18 protein-coding genes are annotated in these 19509 nt (G+C 40.4%); 5 read left to right on the top strand and 13 right to left on the bottom strand.

The features are described 5' to 3' along the window. Positions 1–13: 13 nt before the first annotated feature. The 4 genes from GW828_RS01065 to sodB all read right to left on the bottom strand — a co-directional run bounded on the left by GW828_RS01065 (position 14) and on the right by sodB (position 5681). On the bottom strand, positions 14–1525 hold the full coding sequence (locus GW828_RS01065) for a SpoVR family protein (protein ID WP_182742652.1): 1512 nt from the start codon (positions 1523–1525) through the stop codon (positions 14–16). A 10-nt stretch (positions 1526–1535) separates the two neighbouring features. Next, the gene (locus GW828_RS01060) at positions 1536–2801 is read right to left on the bottom strand and encodes a YeaH/YhbH family protein (RefSeq protein WP_182697164.1); all 1266 of its coding nucleotides are present in this window, start codon (positions 2799–2801) and stop codon (positions 1536–1538) included. A 63-nt stretch (positions 2802–2864) separates the two neighbouring features. Beyond that, positions 2865–4799, bottom strand: a complete 1935-nt coding sequence (locus GW828_RS01055) for a PrkA family serine protein kinase (protein WP_124015909.1) — start codon at positions 4797–4799, stop codon at positions 2865–2867. Between the two features lie 297 nt (positions 4800–5096). Beyond that, positions 5097–5681 carry a superoxide dismutase [Fe] gene (gene sodB / locus GW828_RS01050; RefSeq protein WP_124015910.1) on the bottom strand — a complete coding sequence of 195 codons (585 nt, stop codon included), beginning with the start codon at positions 5679–5681 and terminating at the stop codon, positions 5097–5099. A gap of 232 nt (positions 5682–5913) precedes the next feature. On the opposite strand from sodB, the gene grxD reads away from it, so the two are divergent. Further along, entirely contained in the window at positions 5914–6255 is a 342-nt protein-coding gene (gene grxD, locus GW828_RS01045) for a Grx4 family monothiol glutaredoxin (protein ID WP_182742650.1), read from the top strand. 110 nt (positions 6256–6365) lie between these two features. Here the strand turns inward: grxD and GW828_RS01040 are convergent, their stop codons facing one another. Beyond that, entirely contained in the window at positions 6366–7595 is a 1230-nt protein-coding gene (locus tag GW828_RS01040; protein ID WP_124015911.1) for a uracil-xanthine permease family protein, read from the bottom strand. A gap of 238 nt (positions 7596–7833) precedes the next feature. On the opposite strand from GW828_RS01040, the gene GW828_RS01035 reads away from it, so the two are divergent. Further along, on the top strand, positions 7834–8931 hold the full coding sequence (locus tag GW828_RS01035; protein ID WP_182742649.1) for a DUF2066 domain-containing protein: 1098 nt from the start codon (positions 7834–7836) through the stop codon (positions 8929–8931). A 154-nt stretch (positions 8932–9085) separates the two neighbouring features. Further along, a complete protein-coding gene (gene hda / locus GW828_RS01030; protein WP_124015913.1) occupies positions 9086–9796 on the top strand; it encodes a DnaA inactivator Hda in 711 nt (236 codons plus the stop codon). Between the two features lie 95 nt (positions 9797–9891). Here hda and GW828_RS01025 read toward each other — a convergent pair whose 3' ends face one another. The 4 genes from GW828_RS01025 to bepA form a co-directional block, all read right to left on the bottom strand. After that, positions 9892–11841 (bottom strand): hypothetical protein, encoded by a 1950-nt coding sequence (locus GW828_RS01025; RefSeq protein WP_182742648.1) that lies wholly within the window; start codon positions 11839–11841, stop codon positions 9892–9894. 149 nt (positions 11842–11990) lie between these two features. Continuing rightward, the gene (locus GW828_RS01020; RefSeq protein WP_124015915.1) at positions 11991–12368 is read right to left on the bottom strand and encodes a DUF2069 domain-containing protein; all 378 of its coding nucleotides are present in this window, start codon (positions 12366–12368) and stop codon (positions 11991–11993) included. A gap of 11 nt (positions 12369–12379) precedes the next feature. Further along, a complete protein-coding gene (arsC, locus tag GW828_RS01015; RefSeq protein ID WP_182742647.1) occupies positions 12380–12736 on the bottom strand; it encodes an arsenate reductase (glutaredoxin) in 357 nt (118 codons plus the stop codon). Between the two features lie 97 nt (positions 12737–12833). Next, on the bottom strand, positions 12834–14267 hold the full coding sequence (gene bepA / locus GW828_RS01010) for a beta-barrel assembly-enhancing protease (RefSeq protein WP_259395590.1): 1434 nt from the start codon (positions 14265–14267) through the stop codon (positions 12834–12836). Between the two features lie 163 nt (positions 14268–14430). Between bepA and GW828_RS01005 the strand changes: the two genes are divergently transcribed. After that, positions 14431–14652, top strand: coding sequence for a sulfurtransferase TusA family protein (locus tag GW828_RS01005; protein WP_124015918.1), 222 nt, complete (start codon positions 14431–14433; stop codon positions 14650–14652). A 23-nt stretch (positions 14653–14675) separates the two neighbouring features. Next, positions 14676–15758: an AI-2E family transporter gene (locus GW828_RS01000; RefSeq protein ID WP_124015919.1), complete on the top strand. Its 1083-nt coding sequence runs from the start codon at positions 14676–14678 to the stop codon at positions 15756–15758. A gap of 151 nt (positions 15759–15909) precedes the next feature. Here the strand turns inward: GW828_RS01000 and GW828_RS00995 are convergent, their stop codons facing one another. The 4 genes from GW828_RS00995 to kdnA form a co-directional block, all read right to left on the bottom strand. Further along, entirely contained in the window at positions 15910–16143 is a 234-nt protein-coding gene (locus GW828_RS00995; protein ID WP_182742708.1) for a DUF2897 family protein, read from the bottom strand. Positions 16144–16215: 72 nt separating this feature from the next. Next, a complete protein-coding gene (kdsB, locus tag GW828_RS00990; RefSeq protein WP_124015921.1) occupies positions 16216–16953 on the bottom strand; it encodes an 8-amino-3,8-dideoxy-manno-octulosonate cytidylyltransferase KdsB in 738 nt (245 codons plus the stop codon). Positions 16954–17040: 87 nt separating this feature from the next. Then, positions 17041–18111 (bottom strand): 3-deoxy-alpha-D-manno-octulosonate 8-oxidase KdnB, encoded by a 1071-nt coding sequence (gene kdnB / locus GW828_RS00985; protein ID WP_182722789.1) that lies wholly within the window; start codon positions 18109–18111, stop codon positions 17041–17043. 71 nt (positions 18112–18182) lie between these two features. Next, complete coding sequence (gene kdnA / locus GW828_RS00980) at positions 18183–19367, bottom strand: 8-amino-3,8-dideoxy-alpha-D-manno-octulosonate transaminase KdnA (RefSeq protein ID WP_124015923.1); 1185 nt, start codon at positions 19365–19367, stop codon at positions 18183–18185. Positions 19368–19509 lie beyond the last annotated feature (142 nt).

Genomic DNA, 19509 nt, shown 5'->3' with positions numbered 1-19509 from the left:
CGATTGGCTTTTTTTATGCTGTCGCTTCAGGACAGCTTGATAATACCCTCACAATACCTACATCGTCTACTTGCTCTAAGCTGACATTGAAACCCCATAGCCGATGTAAATGCTTCAACACCTCTTGATGGTTATCTGCAAGTGGGATGCTGTCATAGGGGATGTAGCGTAAGGTGATAGAACGATCGCCATTCACTTGCACTTGTTGCACCTGAATATTAGGTTCTATATTGGATAAATTATATTGTTGTGACAGAGTGTTGCGGATATCTTGATAACCTTGCTCATCATGAATGGCCGAAATGGAAAGTTGGCTGCGTTTTTCATCATCTAAAATAGCAAATAATTTAAAATCACGAATCACTTTTGGTGATAAATATTGGCTAATAAAACTCTCATCTTTAAAGTGCTTCATCGCAAAGTGAACCGTTTCAAGCCAATCACTGCCGGCAATGTCGGGAAACCACTTTTTATCTTCCTCGGTTGGTGTTTGGCAAATTCGTTTTATATCGACAAACATTGCAAAACCTAAGGCATAAGGGTTTATGCCATTATAGTAAGGGCTATTGTAGGCAGGTTGCGTAACCACAGCAGTATGATTTTGCAAAAACTCCATCATAAAACGGTCAGTGACTTTACCATTATCGTATAAATGATTGAGTATGGTGTAATGCCAAAATGTCGCCCAACCTTCATTCATCACTTGAGTTTGTTTTTGTGGATAAAAATATTGCGCCATTTTACGAACAATTCGGACTAATTCACGTTGCCATGAAGCCAGTAATGGGGCATTTTTTTCAATAAAATATAAAATGTTTTCTTGGGGCTCACTTGGGAAAATAGTACTTGTTTCTGGCGTTTCTTTTTGTGGTGATGTTGGCAGAGTTCGCCACAAGTCATTGACTTGGCTCTGTAAATAATCTTCACGTTGCTGCTGTTTTTCTTGCTCTTGCTTCAGTGACACTTCTGCTGGACGTTTATAGCGGTCAACACCGTAATTCATCAATGCATGACAAGAGTCGAGAATTAACTCAACTTGTTCAACCCCATAACGTAACTCACATTCGCGGATATAATTTTTAGCAAAGACTAAATAATCGATAATCGAGCTGGCATCGGTCCAAGTATCGAATAAATAGTTATTTTTAAAAAAACTATTATGACCATAACAAGCGTGCGCCATGACTAATGCTTGCATGGTAATGGTATTTTCTTCCATTAAATAGGCAATACATGGGTTTGAATTAATCACAATTTCGTATGCCAAGCCCATCTGGCCACGCTTATAGCCTTGCTCTGTTTGGATAAATCGCTTGCCAAATGACCAGTGGGTATAACCAATGGGCATACCAATGCCAGCATAGGCATCCATCATTTGTTCAGCAGTAATAATTTCAATTTGATTTGGGTAAGTTTCAAGTTTAAAAAATGTCGCTGCATTTTCAATTTCATGTTGATATTGTTGCAGTAAGTCAAATGTCCACTCGGGTCCATCATCTAATGGGCTACGTTTTATATTCACCATGATCACCCCCCTACATAGCTTGTTTTTTAAAGAGTTCACGAAATACTGGGTATATGTCTTCTACGTGGGTAATATTCTGTACTGCAATGTTGTCAAATTGCTGTTGCAGTTTCTCATATTGGTGCCATAACGTCTGATGAGCGCGATGGGTTATTTCTATGTAACTAAAATAGCGAACCTTTGGCAAAATATGTTTTGCTAAAATGTCATAGCAGGCTGGCGAGTCATCGGCCCAATTATCACCGTCAGAGGCTTGAGCGGCATAAATATTCCATTCATTTTCTGGGTAGCGTGCTTGCTGTATTTCATGCATTAGCTTTAATGCACTTGATACGATAGTCCCGCCAGTTTCTTGTGAGTAAAAAAACTCATGTTCGTCGACTTCTTTAGCCTGTGTATGATGACGAATATACACCACCTCAAGATTTTGATAACTGCGCGTCAGGAAGAGGTAAAGTAATATATAGAAACGCTTAGCCATATCTTTGGTTTCTTGATCCATTGATCCAGATACATCCATCAGACAAAACATTACCGCTTGGCTAGAAGGGATTTCACGTTTGGCATAGTTGTTAAAGCGCAAATCAAAAGTATCGATAAAAGGTACTTTTGCGATTTGCTGCTTGAGTAATAATATCTGTTCCTTTATGGCTAAAATTCTTTCTGCTTGAGCACCTGGCGTGTCCTCCAGCATGACAAGTTCGGCTTCCAATGCCTGTAGCGCTTTCTTTTTGCCACCGCTCATGGCAATTCGTCTCGCCAAAGATGAACGCAACGATCTGACAATATTAATGTTAGCGGGCACGCCATCATTGGTAAATCCCGCTCGATAGGTTTGATATTCAACTAATTTATTTAGCTGATTTTTTTGTAAATTAGGCAGTTCGAGATCGTCGAACAGTAACTCTAGATATTCGTCTTTTGAGATAGTAAATACAAAATCATCATCACCGTCACCGCTATTTGATGCATCACCTTGCCCAGAACCGCCTTGGCCAGATTTAGGTCGTTGAACTTGGTCACCGCGATTAAATTGATCATTCCCAGGGTGTACTCGATCCCTTCTGCCACCTTGGCCTTGTCTGAAAACAGGTTCACTAAGGTCTCGAGTTGGAATGCTAATCTGTTCACCTTTATCAATATCAGTAACACTGCGACGAGTGACAGCTTCTCCGACAGCTTTTTTGATTTGTTTTTTATAGCGCTCAATAAAACGCTGCCGATTGACGGTGCTTTTTCCTTTTGCATTGAGTCGTCTATCAATAAAATTTGCCATACGCCTCTCCCAAGTCTAATTCATGGCAAAGTCAGCAAGGGCTGACTCTGCCAACCTGGCGTTTTACGATGATTTGCGCACTCGTAAATACCATTCTGACAATAATCTGACTTGTTTTTTGGTGTAGCCTTTTTCCATCATACGATTAACAAAATCGTCATGCTTACGCTGATCGTCATTGGATGTTTTGCCGTTAAATGAAATCACTGGCAGTAAATCCTCAGTGTTAGAAAACATTTTTTTCTCTATCACAACGCGTAATTTTTCATAACTGGTCCACAACGGATTATTGCCTTCATTGTTGGCGCGAGCTCGCAGAACAAAGTTAACAATCTCATTACGGAAGTCTTTTGGATTACTAATTCCAGCAGGTTTTTCTATTTTTTCCAGTTCTGCATTGAGTGCCCCACGATCGAACAGTTGTCCGGTTTCGGGATCTCGATATTCTTGATCTTGAATCCAAAAATCGGCATAAGTAACATAGCGGTCAAAAATATTTTGGCCGTATTCTGAATAGGACTCAAGGTAAGCGGTTTGTATTTCCTTGCCAATAAATTCAACATACTTAGGGATTAAATAACCTTTAAGGAACTCTAAATATTTTTCACTTACTTCATTCGGAAATTGTTCTTGCTCAATTTGTTTTTCGAGTACATAAAATAAGTGCACTGGATTTGCGGCTATTTCTGCACTGTCAAAGTTAAACACTCTGGATAGAATTTTAAAGGCAAAGCGGGTGGATAGTCCTTGCATTCCTTCATCTACGCCAGCGTAGTCACGGTATTCTTGGTAGGACTTTGCTTTTGGGTCGGTATCTTTTAAGCTTTCACCATTATATACACGCATCTTGGAATAAATAGATGAGTTATCCGGTGCTTTTAAGCGAGAGAGCACACTAAATTGTGCCAAGGTTTCTAAGGTGCCTGGGGCACAAGATGCGTTTGATAGTTCTGAATTGGCTAATAGTTTTTGGTAGATCGCCATTTCTTCAGAAACCCTCAAGCAGTAGGGCACTTTGACGATATAGACGCGATCTAAAAATGCTTCATTGTTTTTATTATTTCTAAACGTTGACCATTCTGATTCATTCGAATGGGCTAAAATAATGCCGTTGTACGGTAGTGCTGATAAGCCCTCAGTACTGTTGTAATTACCTTCCTGGGTTGCAGTCAATAATGGATGTAACACCTTAATTGGTGCCTTAAACATTTCGACAAATTCCATTAAGCCTTGGTTTGCTCTGCATAATGCACCTGAGTAGGCATAGGCATCAGCATCATCTTGTGAGAAATGCTCTAATTGACGAATATCGACTTTACCGACTAAAGCTGAAATATCTTGGTTGTTTTCATCACCGGGTTCTGTTTTAGCAATGCCGATTTGGTCTAGCACCGATGGATACACTTTTACTACTTTGAACTTTGAAATATCGCCACCGTATTGGTGTAAACGTTTTACTGCCCATGGAGACATGATTGTTTTGATATAACGACTGGGGATCTGGTATTCATTGTTCAGTAACTGACTGTCTTCTTCGGGATCAAACAAGCAAAAAGGATGGTCGTTAACCGGACTACGAACCCCATCAGCACTTAGTATGTAAATAGGCACATGCTGCATAAGTACCTTGAGTTTTTCGGCAATGGACGATTTACCGCCACCAACAGGACCGAGAAGATACAAAATTTGTTTTGATTCTTCCAAGCCTTGAGCAGAATGTTTTAAATAAGCCACAATCTGTTCAATCGCGTCTTCCATACCATAAAAGTCTTTGAATGCGGGATAGCTTGCAATAACACGATTAGAAAAAATACGGCTTAAGACAGGATTTTTTGCTGTGTCGATAATCTGCGGTTCACCAATGGCCATTAATAAGCGTTCGGCAGCAGATACATAGGCACTTTTGTCTTGTTTACAAATATCAAGAAATTGCTCCAAGGTATATTCTTCGTCGCGTTTTTGTTGATATCGTTGTTGATAATGCTCAAAAATACCCATAATAACCCCCTCAAAACATGCAGTAGTATTACGTAAAACGCCTCTGTGGCTAACGCAATGGTTTAACTATATTACTGGACCAATTAGCGCAATATTAGGCTTTACGAGTAAAGTGTAGGACAGGGAAAATGACTTGGCGAAGTTTTAATGGAAAATAAATTAAATAAAAACAAAGACAAACAGTAGCATTTGCAATAGTTGCAAAAATAGAAGTGTGATGTGAGTCATGCTTTGTGGCAAGAAAAGATTTAAAAAAGGAGCCAAAAGGCTCCTTTAGTTTTTTGCAGCTAATGAAGATTAAGCAGCAAAGTTCTTGTTAACAAATTCCCAGTTAACAAGTTGCCAGAAGTGAGCTAAATACTCTGGACGTGCGTTACGGTAATCAACGTAGTAAGCATGTTCCCATACGTCTACAGTTAATAAAATAGTCACTGATTCATCTGTTAACGGCGTAGCAGCATTGCTAGTGTTAACAATGGCTAATGAACCGTCAGCTTTTTTAACTAACCAAGTCCAAGCACTACCGAAGTTGTTGACTGCAGAATCGGTAAATTTAGCTTTGAATTCTTCAAAAGAACCAAAAGATGCATTGATAGCAGCAGCGATATCGCCAGTTGCTTCGCCGCCAGCGTTAGGCGCTAAGCAGTTCCAGTAAAAAGTGTGGTTCCAAACTTGAGCGGCGTTGTTGAACATACCACCAGTTGAGGTTTTAACAACTTCTTCTAGCGTTTTGTTAGCAAATTCAGTTCCTTCAACTAAACCGTTTAGTTTTACCACGTAAGTGTTGTGATGCTTACCATAATGGAACTCAATGGTTTCTTGAGAAATGTGTGGTTCAAGTGCGTTCTTTGCATAAGGTAAAGCTGGTAGTTCGAAAGCCATTAGTATCTCTCCATGGATTCAGGTTATCGTTTTGTTTACCAATCAGGTAACATTGCTCTACTTCTATTGTACTGATTATTTTTGTGATGTGAATCATTGTTTGGGAATTATCTGGATTGCTGTAGCTATTTAATGGATTTTAGATAAACCCTACAAACTGTGGCATTTTGTTCTTTGTCTAGGTGTCGTACAATAGTCGTTATGTGTTCATTCGTCGTACTTAGGAAATCCAATGGAAACTGTAGAAAAGATTAAACAGCAAATTAGCGAAAACCCAATTATTGTGTACATGAAAGGTTCACCTAAGCTACCAAGCTGTGGATTTTCATCTCAAGTTGCTCAAGTGATGATCAATTGTGGTGAACAATTTGCCTTCGTAGATATTTTACAGCACCCAGATATTCGTGCTGAACTACCAAAATTTGCTAACTGGCCAACATTCCCACAGCTATGGGTTGAAGGCGAGTTGATTGGTGGTTGTGACATTATCACTGAAATGTTCCAAAAAGGTGAACTTCAGCCAATCATTAAAGCGACTGCTGATAAATTCCGCACCGAAAACGCTGCAGAGTAATGAGTATTGATTGAGTGTTTAATGCACTGATAAAAAAGCCCCAATCGCAATTTGCGATTGGGGCTTTTTTATAGCGCCTTACTGATTAAGCAGCTTCTATGTTAAAGAGGTTATGCCTCAGTTGGTGGCTTTTTTATCGCTGGTAAAATCAAGTTCATCAAAATAGCCACAATCCCGCATAAGCTGATACCGGTTAAACTAAATGAGCCAATGCCAAATGCCATGCCACCAATACCGAACACTAACGTTACCCCAACAATACTGAGATTACGGGGTTCAGACAAATCGACTTGATGACGAATTAGGGTGTTTAATCCCACAGCAGCAATTGAGCCAAAGAGTAGGCACATTATGCCACCCATGACGGGAACGGGAATTGTTTGCATCATGGCGCCCAGTTTGCCAACAAAAGCTAAGGTAATTGCGGTAATCGCTGTCCACGTCATAATGCGAGGGTCAAAACTTTTAGTGAGTGTCACCGCGCCAGTTACCTCACTGTATGTGGTGTTAGGTGGACCACCCAATGCTGCTGCTGCAATTGTGGCAATACCGTCACCAGTCAGGGTGCGATGTAAGCCAGGCTTTTTAAAATAATCTTTACCTGTCACATTTGAAATAGCCAAAATATCACCAATGTGTTCAACGGCAGGCGCAATGGCCACTGGGATCATAAATAAAATAGCTTGCCAGTTAAACTCTGGGGCAACAAAGTTTGGCATAGCTAACCAAGCGGCTTCACTTACGGGCGTAAAATCAACAACACCAAAGGCTAAGCTAGTGCCATAGCCGACTAAAATACCGGCCAGAATAGGCATTAAACGAACTAATCCTTTAGCAAAAATCGCCACGATTATTGTAGTCGTTAAGGCTGAAAGAGAAATTATTAGGGCAATATTGGGCTCAACGATGACTAAGCTACCATCACCACTTTTACCTAATGCCATATTGACAGCGACTGGCGCTAAGCCTAAACCGATGATCATAATTACTGGGCCGACAACCACAGGGGGTAACAGGGTATGAATAAATCCTGTGCCGCGCAGTTTTACCGTTAGCCCAAGTAGCATGTAAACTGCGCCAGCTGCCATTAAACCACCCATGGTGGCTGGAATACCCCATGTTTGTACGCCATATAAAATGGGGGCGATAAAGGCAAAGGAAGAAGCGAGAAATACAGGAACTTGGCGTTTAGTGACTAATTGAAACAGAAGGGTACCGAAACCGGCTGTAAATAAGGCGACACTGGTATCTAAACCCGTCAATAACGGCATTAGTACAAGCGCACCAAAAGCGACAAATAACATTTGTGCGCCCTGTAGCGGAATTAACACGCGTTTCATATTGTTCTCCATCAGTATTTAGAAAGTTAGCGTGTGCTCAAACGGCGCGAATTGTCACATAAAAGCTATCATATGCATAACAACTTTGAGGACGCTGTAGCGATTAATGTTATTTGATATGGCTACAATATAGGGTCAATTTGGCAGTAGTAAAAAAGAGTTTTCGTTATCCATTACTCGATAGAATTTTATTATGATATAATTTGTTCACTTATATTTGCTGCGTTTATGTTATCTGATGCTGAAAAAACTAATTAATCTCATTGTGTTACCGATAATTGCATTAACCTCTATTGCGACTGTGTATGCTGCTGAAGTCGGCAAGTTAGATGAAGCCGATATTGCGGTGAGTTCACGTGCAAATGATGTAAAAGATAATGCGCTAAAAGAGGCATTAGCTGCTGTTTTCTTGAAAAATTCTGGTTTACCTAGTGTGGTGCTTCACCCCCTAGTTAAAGCTCAAATTAATGCCCCTGAGGTCATTTTGACTCAATATGGTTATTATGAGTCAAATGGTGAGTTGATGCTCAAAGCCAGTTTTGACCATCAGCGGGTGATTTCAACATTACGCGAAGCCGGTTTACCTGTTTGGGGGAGCCAGCGGCCATTAACCTTGTTGTGGATATCCGTTGATGAAAATAATCAGCAAACTATTTTAGCTGATGATTCGGCCACAGATATACGTACTGATTTAGCCCAAGAGTCTAATAATAAAGGCATTCCATTATTGTTGCCTATTATGGATTTAGATGATGTTATGCAAGTGAGCATTACTGATGTGCGTGGTATGTTTACCGATGTATTAGCCAAAGCATCAACCCGTTACCAAGCTGATTACTTTGCTGTTGCCAATATTGATACCCAAGGCAGCAACCTAAATTACAGCATTAAGTTATTCGATAAAAACAGAACTAATGGTGTGTTGGTGGCTTTAATTTCTCAACAAGGTGATGCCACCGATTATCAACAAGCTACCAAAAGTATGATGAGTATTCTGGCGGATTATTATATTAGTCAATATGCTATTGCTTCTACAGGCGGTGACCTTACAACACAAGTCAGATTTACCGGATTAAATAATATGACTCAAGTGGTGAATGTTGAACGTTACCTTCGTCAGCTTAGTGCCGTTAAGTCGATAACATTAAGCCAGTTTAAGGGCGATTCTGCCACTTATACTATTGACTTGTTTAGTAATTTAGATGATTTGCAGCGGTTGCTTAATATTGATAGCCGCTTATCACAATTAGATACTGTGGGCAGTGTCGATTCATTTTATGAGTCAACTACTGACAAAACTAAACCTAAGTTGATTTATCAATGGTTGGGTCAATAAGTATGATCAATCGGTGCGCTATACTGTTTTATCGTATAGCGTGAAATGCTGTATCTGAGGCATCTTTATGTTGAGGCTTATTGCCTATATTCGCATAATGGACTCACTTAGGTATAATGATGTTAGTTCGTTTATGATTTTGAGACCTATCTGAGTGACACAAAACTCACCAAGACAATTATCTTTACCCGTTTATTTACCTGACGATGAAACTTTTCAGAGTTATTACCCCGCTTCGGGTAATGACGAGTTGATCCAAAAACTTCAAGCCAGTGCTGAGGGATCCTTGGCTTCTTCTTTATATCTTTATGGTCCCGAAAAGTCAGGCCGAACACATTTAATGCATGCTGCTTGCGCTCATGCTAACGACTTAGACCGCCGTACTTTGTATATCCCACTTGGCATTCACGCAAGTATTTCTCCGGCCTTGTTTGAGGGCCTAGAATCGCTTGACTTGATTTGTATTGACGATGTTGAAGCGATAGCGGGCCACCCTGTATGGGAAGAAGCCATTTTTCATTTGTATAATCGTATTGCAGAGCAACAAGATTGTCGTTTGATTGTGAGCGGTAAAGCTTCACCTTCAGAAACGGGTTTTTTACTGCCCGATTTGGTTTCTCGAATGCAGTGGGGACTCATATATCAACTGCAACCTATGGCTGATGATGAAAAACTGCTTGCATTACAACGCCGCGCGGCAATGCGTGGCTTGCAGTTATCTGATGAAGTAGGGCGTTTTTTACTCACTCGTATGGCTCGTGATTTACGCACCTTGTTTGATGTGCTCGATAAACTCGATAAAGCCTCTATGGTACATCAGCGAAAACTGACTATTCCATTTATAAAAGAGATGCTTAGACTATAATTCCTTATAAAAAATTATCGTTGTCAGTCTATCCTATTAGATAATAAAAACGCCAAATGAATTCATTTGGCGTTTTTGTTTAGTGAGTTAATGACTTATTGCTGCAGATGATCATTGCCACTAAATTGTAATGGTCGAGGGTCAACAGCATTTTGTTCAGCTTGTGATGAGACTTTCTGTGATGATTTTGATGGATCAGTTGTTAGCACTAAATTTTGTGCCCAACTCAGACCGTTAACTAACGCCACAGGTGCAGGCAAACCATCCATCACTTGTGTTACCCCTATTGCAGGTAACATTTGGCTCACAACATAGCTGGCACGATCATATAACTCAGGTTGGCCGATACGGCCGCGCTGACCCCATTCAACCACAATGGTTGAACTTGTGGCAACTTCTGGTTTGTCAGTAATCGCGATATCACGCAAAATACCATATCGATGGCTCATCATCACTTCTTCAAATAGCATCGCTGCATCTTCTCGTGTTGATGAATAAGCATAGTCATCGTTGGCAAGATCGTTGGCAAAAAATTGTGCGACGTCACTTGGTGTATAAGCTTTTTGGGTATTATTTGCTGACTCGCCAGAGTAGTTAACGTTTGCAAGACCATACATCTCAGTACTGGTTAATGGGTAGCGGATGTTGAGTTGATCAGAGGTCATCGCATTAGCCTCATAACGACGTTGATATTCTTCTTTTAAGGTTGGACCTTGAATATTTGCATGTATGCTTTGTGGGTAATAATCATTTGCATGAGCAAGTTCGTGATATAAGAGCCTGGCTAGATTAGAAGACATATTCTCCATGGTACGGTTAGTACGATTGCCTATTTCTATATATTGACCAGCATAATCGTTGTTTTTGACATAACGATATGGCGAGAGATAATTAAGCTCTTCACCAAAGTTGCTACGATAATCAGGCGTTTCATTAATCGTATCTCGCTGTGCTGAAGTTAGCCACAGGTATTCAGGGTCTAAATATATTGCTCCTATATAACCAGCATAAAAGGCCGGTCTAATATCGTAACTGATGACGATAGCAGTCACTGATTGCAGCAATTCTACAAAATCATTGTGAGTTTGTGCACGTAAATAGGCTTCAAAGTTTGCTGCCATCCAGTCGTGTGAAACGAGTACTCTGTCCATAATAGTATCAATCGGGTCTGGATTAGTATCTTGGCTAATGAAGGGCAGCACATTAACAATATTGCATGGCTCAACGAATTGATTCGAGTAAACACAAGAGGCCAGTTGGTTAGCATAAGGTGAGTCATGCTTGTAAGCGTGCGTTCGTGCAACGGGATAACTGAAGTAGGCGTCCGCTGGGGCCGCTTTTTCTTTGGTTACGAGTAAATTGACGTCATCACTTATCGTTTGGCCATCAAATGAGGCCGTGGCTTTAAGACTGAAGAGTTGATCGGTATCGACGTTTGGCGCAACAAACAGTGGCCTAGTAATGTCACTTAAATCCACGTTAGTAAAGGCTTTATTATTATCACTAGGATACATGCACCAGCTAATATTTTCAGGTACTTGGCCGTTAATATTCTGTATACGTAAACTCGCATCAGTTCTATTGACCATTTGATGATCGCTGTTAATACGTAGAATATTGTCAGCTGAATCGGCAGTAATGGATACCATTTCTTCTATACTGATGTTATCGCCAGAGACAGTCACCTTAAAAGCGTAATCTTGGTTACTTGTCGGTGTGAATGCTAAAACTTGGCTATTGACTGCTGTTAGTTCAAGGCTTGGTCCTGAAATCTGCTGCCACAAAAATGTTTTACCAATACTGTCTTGTTGATTGAGATTGGCAATAATGCTACCGGGTTTGTCTTTGGCATAATGGTGTTCAACAATAAAAGTCAGTTGAGAGTTTGTGTCGGCAATAGAGTAAGTGATATTTTCACTGCAAATTTCGAAAGCGGATGAGGTAGGCGTACCTTGATCGTTATTGTTTGAATCTCCTCCGCATGCGCTAACTAACATGGCACAGGCTAAAAGGCTGTAGGGCCCTAATTTTTGCGATAACGGCATTAAACCACTCCATGATTATTTTGTTGTTATTAAAAAACATACTATGCAACATCTTGTTAACGGATAAATGTAGCATGCTGTCTTGTTTAAATGCAATCAACAAAAAAGCGCCCGAAAGCGCTTAGATAAACAACAAAAATGAAGGTGGTTTATTGTTGCTCAGACTTTTTCTTTAGCCCTAATCCTAGCTCTCTACCTCGCTTGCGGGCATAAAATGGAAAAGTGATTAATAGAATGCCAATTAGTACTGATTCAATCACCGCAAACACAAACGCATCGGTAGTGATGTAAGCCAGGGTTAAGCCATGCAATAAATACACACACAGAATAAAGCTGGCCCATGCATAAGTATAAGGATTACCAGTTAAAATACCTTTTAGCGGAAATAATAAAGGTACAATCCATATTAAGCTGAACCCTAGCGAATAGGTGCCATTGATGCCTTGTTGAATAAACCAACCGCTAAGCAGTAGGAGTAACGCAAGGTAACCGATTCGGCTTAGTTGAAACAAGGTTTGGGAAGTCATTATGGTACTCGTTACAGAATAGACAAAACATTTTCAGGAGGACGGCCAATAGCAGCTTTATTGTTGGCTAGCACAATTGGGCGTTCAATTAACTTAGGTGTTGCTACCATAGCAGCAATAAGGTGCGCTTCTGATAAGGATGCATCTGCTAAGTATTGGCTTTTATATTCATCTTCTTTGGTTCGCATTAGCTGGCGCGCCGTTAAACCCAGAAGCTGTAATATGGTCTGTATTTCCGTGGCGGATGGCGGCGTCTTTAAATATTCAACGACTGTGATATCGGCGTTATTAGCCTGCAGTAATGCTAAGGTTTCACGGCTTTTTGAGCAGCGCGGGTTATGGTAAATAATTGTTTTTGCAGTTGTCATGTTTAGAGTCCGTCATTAAAAAATGGCAAACAATAAATTCATTTATTGTTTGCCATCATTCTATCAAAGAATGGCTTGTAAGGTTAAATTATTGCGGCTACTTTAACGCCTCCATTTCCCTATCAGCTTGTCTAAATTGTCTTATTCTTGCTTCAATTCTTGCCAGTTGTAAGGTTTTACCATCTGAATAGCGATAAGCATAGTTGAGTTGGTCAATCGCTCCCTTGTAATTAGCTGATAAGGCCATAAATTCAGCATTACTGTAATACTCGAGGGCTTTGTTATCTAACTTGCGGTACGCATCAGCCATAATTTGATAAGGCAGCATATTCTGCTTATCGAAAAATATCAGTTCCTCTAAAAGCGGAATGGCTTTTTGGGGCTGATCAGCCTGCACATAAATATTGGCTAAGTTAGTATTGATCACCTGTGAAGTTGGTTTTATTTTCCGTTGCGCTTCTAATAATGCGATGGCATTTGTATAGTCTTTTTTCTGATCTAATAAATCTGTTTTGGTATCGATATAAAACAAATTATTGTCATCTTGTTTAAGCAAGTCATCAATGATGACCTCAGCTTGATCAAATTTCTGTAAACGGAAAAGTGCCAGCGCTTTGCCGTAGAGAGCAGCCTCTTTAAAAGTATATTCATTCTTTTTGAGTTGTTGTTCAAATAAAGATAATGCCGCATCGTCACTTAAACTTGAAAAACGCACTTGGATACGCGCTTTGGCTAATTGAAAGTTAAGGCTGTTAGGTACATATCGTTTAGCGTATTGAGCCGCACGGTTACGGGCTTCTGTAATTCGAGACTCTGGTAATGGATGCGTCAGTAACATTTGTGGTGGGGTGGTGGTAAAACGATAACGAATAGCCAGCTGACCGAAAAATGTGGCGGCAGCATTGGGATCGAACCCTGCATCAACAAGAGTTTGCATGCCAATACGGTCGGCCTCTTGCTCATTTGAGCGGGTATAGTTAATTTTTGCTTGTGTTGATAGTGCTTGGGTTGTCGCTAGTGCAGCCATACCTGCTTGAGGGGCTGCTATGGTTAATAAAATAGCTCCTAACATACCCACAATCGTAGCCGTAGAACTTTTCTCTTGTGCTTCAAGTGAGCGCGCAAGATGACGTTGAGTTACGTGAGTAATTTCGTGTGCAAGTACTGATGCCAATTCACTTTCGTTGTCAGCATTTAAAAATAAGCCAGTATGAACGCCAACATGACCACCGAAAAATGCAAATGCGTTAATTTCATCATTGCGCAGTAAAAAGAAATAAAACGGTGTTTTGACTCCTGTAGCATTAGCAACCAGCTTATTGCCCAGTTCTGATAAATACTGACTTAGCACCGGATCACTTAATACGGGGGCAGAAGAACGAATAACCCGCATGTATGCGTCACCGTAAACGGTTTCTTTTTCTAAACTAAAGGTATTAACTGCAGCCGTACCCAGATCTGGAAGATCATTATTGGCAAAACTGTGGCCAATACTGGCGGCAAATAGAACGCTAATTGCGCTCGCGGCCAGTGTTTTTGAAAAGGTCGATAATGATAATTTGCTCAAGCGAAACCTTTAATGATGATTGAATTGAAAATTTAAGCTTAACCAACAAGTTTGCTTAAGTTACATTGCTTGTGGTTTATTGTTCAAGCTAGGATAATAGCCCTAGATTGTTTAAAGCAAGTTGATAATGATTTTAATTGATTTAACACCTTATGTTTGTCCCTATCCTTTGGTAAAAGTAAAACTTTTACTGAGGCACATGGATGTAGATGAAAAATTACATGTACTGTTATCAGACCCCGGTTCACGCCGAGATGTTCCCTTGTTGATAAAAAAAATGGGTTTTGATATTGAAATCATTGCTGATCAACCGCACTGTTTATCATTTATCATCACCAAAACAAATTGAAATTGTATATATAAGGTTCTTCAATGCTGGAATTTTTAACTGATTGGTGCAAAACCCGTTTTAGTGACCCGCAAGCCATCACCTTAGTGTTTATTATTGTGGGAATTGGTTTGGCATTATACTTTGGTTCTGGTCTGCTTGCGCCATTGCTCGTTGCTTTGGTACTAGCCTTTTTACTTGAATGGCCAGTAGCACAAATGTCGCGATTGGGAATAAGCAGAACGATGGCGGCATCAATCGTCTTGGTGGTGTTTTTAGGCTTAATGATTATTTTGATGTTTGGTTTAGTGCCCAGTATATGGCGCCAAGGGGTGTCATTGGTAACTGATTTACCTTCTATGATCGATAAGGGTATGTTACTGGTTAGAGAATTTAGTGCCGATTACCCTCAATTTATCAGTGCTCCGCAGCTTGATTCAATGATGGAAGAAATCAAAAAGATGCTCGATACGCAGCATATTATTGATTTAGGTAAACAAATTCTTGGTTATTCAGCGTCATTACTGGTGTTAATGGTGTACGCCATTTTAGTACCATTGTTGGTATTTTTCTTTTTGAAAGATAAAGATTATTTGATAAATGGTAGTAAACGGTTTTTCCCCACTAACCGCGGTTTAGCGCGAAAAGTGTGGTTTGAAATGGATCAGCAAATTTTTAACTATATTCGTGGCAAAGTAATTGAAATTGTTATTGTTGGCGTAGCCAGTTATATTTTCTTTGCGATTATGGGGCTAAGTTATTCTGCGTTACTTGGCGTGTTGACCGGATTATCTGTGTTGATCCCTTATGTCGGGGCAACATTAGTGACCTTACCGATTGCGTTAGTGGCATTTTTCCAATGGGGCTTTAGTGCTGAATTTGGTTATTTAATGTTAGGTTATGGCATTATTCAGGCGTTGGACGGTAATGTTTTGGTACCGTTATTGTTCTCTGATGCCGTTGATTTACATCCGGTAATGATCATTGCGGCTGTATTAGTCTTCGGTGGCTTATGGGGGGTATGGGGCGTGTTCTTTGCAATACCGCTGGCATCATTAGTTAAAGCGGTCATCAATGCTTGGCCCAATAACCAACAGCAACAACGAGTCTCGTTCGACAGTGAATAATCCCTGAAGATCCTCAATTGAGTGATAAAAAAAGCTAACCCGTTATGGTGTTAGCTTTTTTTATGGACTAAATACGCTGTGCTGATGAACGATGAAAATAGCAGTATGTGTTGCAGGAAAACCGCGCTTAGATGACGTTATTGTACTCGCACTATAGGGGCTTATCTTTACTGTCTTTATCGTCTTCGCTAGAAGGTCGTTGATTAAGTTTATCAGTTGCTTGTTGTGAGCTGTCTTTAGGTGCGGTTTTATCGGTGCTGTCTTTTTGTGCTCCAAACTGAGGCATCTTAAATTTGGCTGAATATTTTAATACTGCAATATTACTCGCGATAATCCCGATGACTAAAATAATAATTAGCCATACTTCATAACCTTCTAAACTCATGGAAAACTCCTGTTTAACCTTAGTATTATCGCCTTATTGCTTTAGTACTCAGACTAGGTTAACACATGTTAGTTAGTCGACAGCTAAGCGCAATTCGCATTTGCGAATATCTTCAGGGGTATCAACTTCTGGTGAGTCAAATGCGCTGATAGCAATTTTAATTTTATGGCCGTATTCAAGAGCGCGAAGCTGCTCTAATTTTTCCAGATCTTCAAGTCTACCTAAAGGTAACTTAGCAAAGGCATTCACAAAACGTTTTGTGTAAGCATAAACACCTAAGTGTTTATAGACAGGGTAGTCGTTGGTATCACGGCCAAAAGGAATCCGGGCCCGTGAGAAATACAATGCATTATAGTCATTATCAAAGACCATTTTAACGTGCATTGGGTCATCTAGTTCTCTTTTATCGACAATTTCAAATCCTAACGTCGCCATTTCAAACTCACCAGGATGACGTTCAAATAGGCTAATGATTTGCTCAATTGAGATAGGATCAATCAGTGGCTGATCACCTTGTAAATTAATCACTAAATCGTCATCGCTAAGACCCAGTTGCTCAATAGCATCATTAATACGATCGGTTCCAGAAGCAGCTTCAGGGCTAGTCATAACAACTTTACCGCCAAAAGATTCTACCGCGTGTTTAATGCGGTCATCATCAGTGGCAACATAAATATTATCGACACCTTTGGCTAAAGAAGCACGTTCGTAAACATGTTGGATCATGGGTTTACCATTAATCGGGGCCAGCGGCTTGCCCGGGAAACGGCTTGAACCATAACGTGCCGGGATTAATAGAGTAACGTTCATTAATATGACCTATTTGTGTAGTGATTATGGTGTAGACAATAAATAAAAGGGCTCATAAGAGCCCTTTATGATTGAATCTATCGTGTATTATATACGACGGAACAACTTAGTCAGCATTTCGTCGGTAACTTTTTCTTCCCAGCCTTTACCATACACGTTGTCCCAAAGTGGGCCCATGCTCTTGGTCACAGCAACCATCTTAGCGATAGTCTCATCCGGTAAGTCTTTACAGATGTTTTTAGGTAAAGTGATGTTATGAATTTTCATCATTTTACGGAATTCAGTTACGCCTTCTGGGTAGAATTCTTCTAACACATTAAAAGCTAAACAGTTACCAATGCCGTGATGATAGCCCAGCACATAACCTAAGCCGTAAGACACCGCATGACATGCCCCCACTTGACTATAAGCAATGCTCATACCGCCCATATAAGATGCCATCATTAGCTTGTCATCTTTTTCTGCGTGGTCGTCTAAGAACACCTGACGGCATAAATCCATCGATTTTTCAGCGAATGCTTTAGCGAACTCATTTAAATAAGTCCCCTGTAATGATTCAACACAATGGATAAAGCAATCCATACCAGTATAGAACCATTGATCAGTCGGTACTCCGGCAATAAGTTCAGAGTCCATAATGATTTGATCAAATACAGTGTAGTCAGAGTTTAGTCCGAGTTTACGCACCGGGCCGCACAATACTGCTGTACGAGATGCTTCAGCCCCCGTACCAGAGACTGTTGGAATGCCAATATGGTGTACAGCAGGATTTTTAATTAAATCCCAACCTTGGTATTCTGAAGAACTGCCTGGGTTAGTTAGCATTAACGATACCGCTTTAGCTAAATCCATGGTTGAACCGCCACCTAAACCGACTACGCTTACAGGCAATGTCGTGTTAAAGGCTTTAACTTGAGCCGTTAATCCATCAACTTGTTCGGTGGTGGGCTCTTCATCTACGTTTACGTAAATCAGTAAGTCGTGTGCTTTAGTTGGTACGCGGTCAGCCAGTGGCTTACCTTGGTGAACATCATCAACTAAAAAGACCACAAAATCGTTAGCTTCTTTGCGTTCTTGACCTAGTACAACATCAAGTTGCACGAATGAGCCACGGCCGAAAATCATTTTTGGTACGCATTTAAAATTTTTAAAACTCATTACAACAGTCTCCATTGAGATAAGTACTGTAAAAAGTGCTCTGAGCCCTTACAGGCTCAGAGGTGTTTAGACTAGGCAAAAGCACGTTTGATGTTTTCAATACGCTCAGCAATTTGCTCATCTGTCCAAGATAACTTGATCAGCATAGAAATTGTGCGGCTCATGATAGCGTCAGACTTAGGTGTCAGCACCTTAGTATAATCTGGGCGATCAGCAATTAGCATGATCGGTAACGCCGCCGGTGCTTTGAGTTCTTGGATGTGCTTCCAGTTTTTAAGGTAATGCCAGTTGTTAACATACCAGTAAAAACAGCCATCAACTTTGTTGGCAGCCAGCTTTTGGTTAATTTCTTGGGTACGCGCTTCTGTTGGCATCATAAATGTTAAGAAGCCAGCTGAATCGCCTTCAGGATCAGGAATTTCACGGAAAGTGATTTCGGCAATAGAAGCCATAGCATCTTTGATGGTTTTTTTGTTTTTACGCTGAATGGCAATGATTTTATCAAGCTTACGTAATTGCGCTAAACCCATGGCTGCATTCATTTCAGAAATACGGAAATTCAACCCCATAATAGGATGTGATTCTGCACCACGATCACTGCCGACGTGGTCATGACCATGGTCAGAAAACATGTGTGAATGGTTATAAATATCGCTGTTGTTAGTGACAATTGCGCCACCTTCACCACAGGTGATGGTTTTGACTGAGTCAAAAGAGTAACAACCCACATCACCAATTGTACCTAATGCTTGACCTTTATAACTGCCGCCGATAGCTTGACATGCGTCTTCTAAAATCACTAAGTTGTGCTTCTTACACACGGCTTTGATTTCGTCCATTTTCGCCATAGAGCCGCACATATGAACAAGGTTTATTGCCTTGGTTCGTGGTGTGATAACGGCTTCAATGCCCTCTGGAGATAAACATAATGTTTCGTCAATTTCAGCAAAAATAGGCACAGCACCGGCCATAAACACGGCTTCAACAGAGGCGACAAAGGTAAATGGAGGCACAATAACTTCATCACCAGCACCAACGCCTGCTGCTGCCATTGCAGTTTGTAATGCAGCAGTACCACTTGATACTAAATGAGCGTGTTTTACGTTCATCTTTTCGCAAAGTAGTTGCTCCATGTCGCGGGTTTTCCAGCGATCATTGCGCATATGGTCGAAGTTATAACGGAAGGTAAAACCGTTCTCCATTACATCAGCAACTTCCTGCTTTTCCTCAGGACCAAATAATTCAAAACCAGGCATGGAAATCATCTCCTAAAAATTCTGCGCATAGTAGCGCTAAATAAACGGCTTGATTATAACGTTCTTCAGTAGTGGTTCGCGACTTTTATTGCATATTTTTAATAACAATAAACAAAGGCCTGCTAAATAACAGGCCAATTAA

Origin of the sequence: Shewanella vesiculosa, assembly GCF_009994065.1 — a bacterium.
Taxonomy (GTDB): domain Bacteria; phylum Pseudomonadota; class Gammaproteobacteria; order Enterobacterales; family Shewanellaceae; genus Shewanella; species Shewanella vesiculosa.
This window is presented reverse-complemented; position numbering and strand designations above follow the sequence as displayed.

What these genes read in the sequence shown, in the direction of transcription:
- GW828_RS01025 (WP_182742648.1), bottom strand. Translation starts at nt 11,841, where the DNA reads ATGCCGTTATCGCAAAAATTAGGGCCCTACAGCCTTTTAGCCTGTGCC.
- GW828_RS01055 (WP_124015909.1), bottom strand. Translation starts at nt 4,799, where the DNA reads ATGGGTATTTTTGAGCATTATCAACAACGATATCAACAAAAACGCGAC.
- arsC (WP_182742647.1), bottom strand. Translation starts at nt 12,736, where the DNA reads ATGACAACTGCAAAAACAATTATTTACCATAACCCGCGCTGCTCAAAA.
- GW828_RS01000 (WP_124015919.1), top strand. Translation starts at nt 14,676, where the DNA reads ATGCTGGAATTTTTAACTGATTGGTGCAAAACCCGTTTTAGTGACCCG.
- grxD (WP_182742650.1), top strand. Translation starts at nt 5,914, where the DNA reads ATGGAAACTGTAGAAAAGATTAAACAGCAAATTAGCGAAAACCCAATT.
- sodB (WP_124015910.1), bottom strand. Translation starts at nt 5,681, where the DNA reads ATGGCTTTCGAACTACCAGCTTTACCTTATGCAAAGAACGCACTTGAA.
- kdnB (WP_182722789.1), bottom strand. Translation starts at nt 18,111, where the DNA reads ATGAGTTTTAAAAATTTTAAATGCGTACCAAAAATGATTTTCGGCCGT.
- GW828_RS01035 (WP_182742649.1), top strand. Translation starts at nt 7,834, where the DNA reads ATGCTGAAAAAACTAATTAATCTCATTGTGTTACCGATAATTGCATTA.
- GW828_RS01060 (WP_182697164.1), bottom strand. Translation starts at nt 2,801, where the DNA reads ATGGCAAATTTTATTGATAGACGACTCAATGCAAAAGGAAAAAGCACC.
- GW828_RS01065 (WP_182742652.1), bottom strand. Translation starts at nt 1,525, where the DNA reads ATGGTGAATATAAAACGTAGCCCATTAGATGATGGACCCGAGTGGACA.
- kdnA (WP_124015923.1), bottom strand. Translation starts at nt 19,367, where the DNA reads ATGCCTGGTTTTGAATTATTTGGTCCTGAGGAAAAGCAGGAAGTTGCT.
- GW828_RS01005 (WP_124015918.1), top strand. Translation starts at nt 14,431, where the DNA reads ATGATTTTAATTGATTTAACACCTTATGTTTGTCCCTATCCTTTGGTA.
- kdsB (WP_124015921.1), bottom strand. Translation starts at nt 16,953, where the DNA reads ATGAACGTTACTCTATTAATCCCGGCACGTTATGGTTCAAGCCGTTTC.
- GW828_RS01020 (WP_124015915.1), bottom strand. Translation starts at nt 12,368, where the DNA reads ATGACTTCCCAAACCTTGTTTCAACTAAGCCGAATCGGTTACCTTGCG.
- GW828_RS01040 (WP_124015911.1), bottom strand. Translation starts at nt 7,595, where the DNA reads ATGAAACGCGTGTTAATTCCGCTACAGGGCGCACAAATGTTATTTGTC.
- GW828_RS00995 (WP_182742708.1), bottom strand. Translation starts at nt 16,143, where the DNA reads ATGAGTTTAGAAGGTTATGAAGTATGGCTAATTATTATTTTAGTCATC.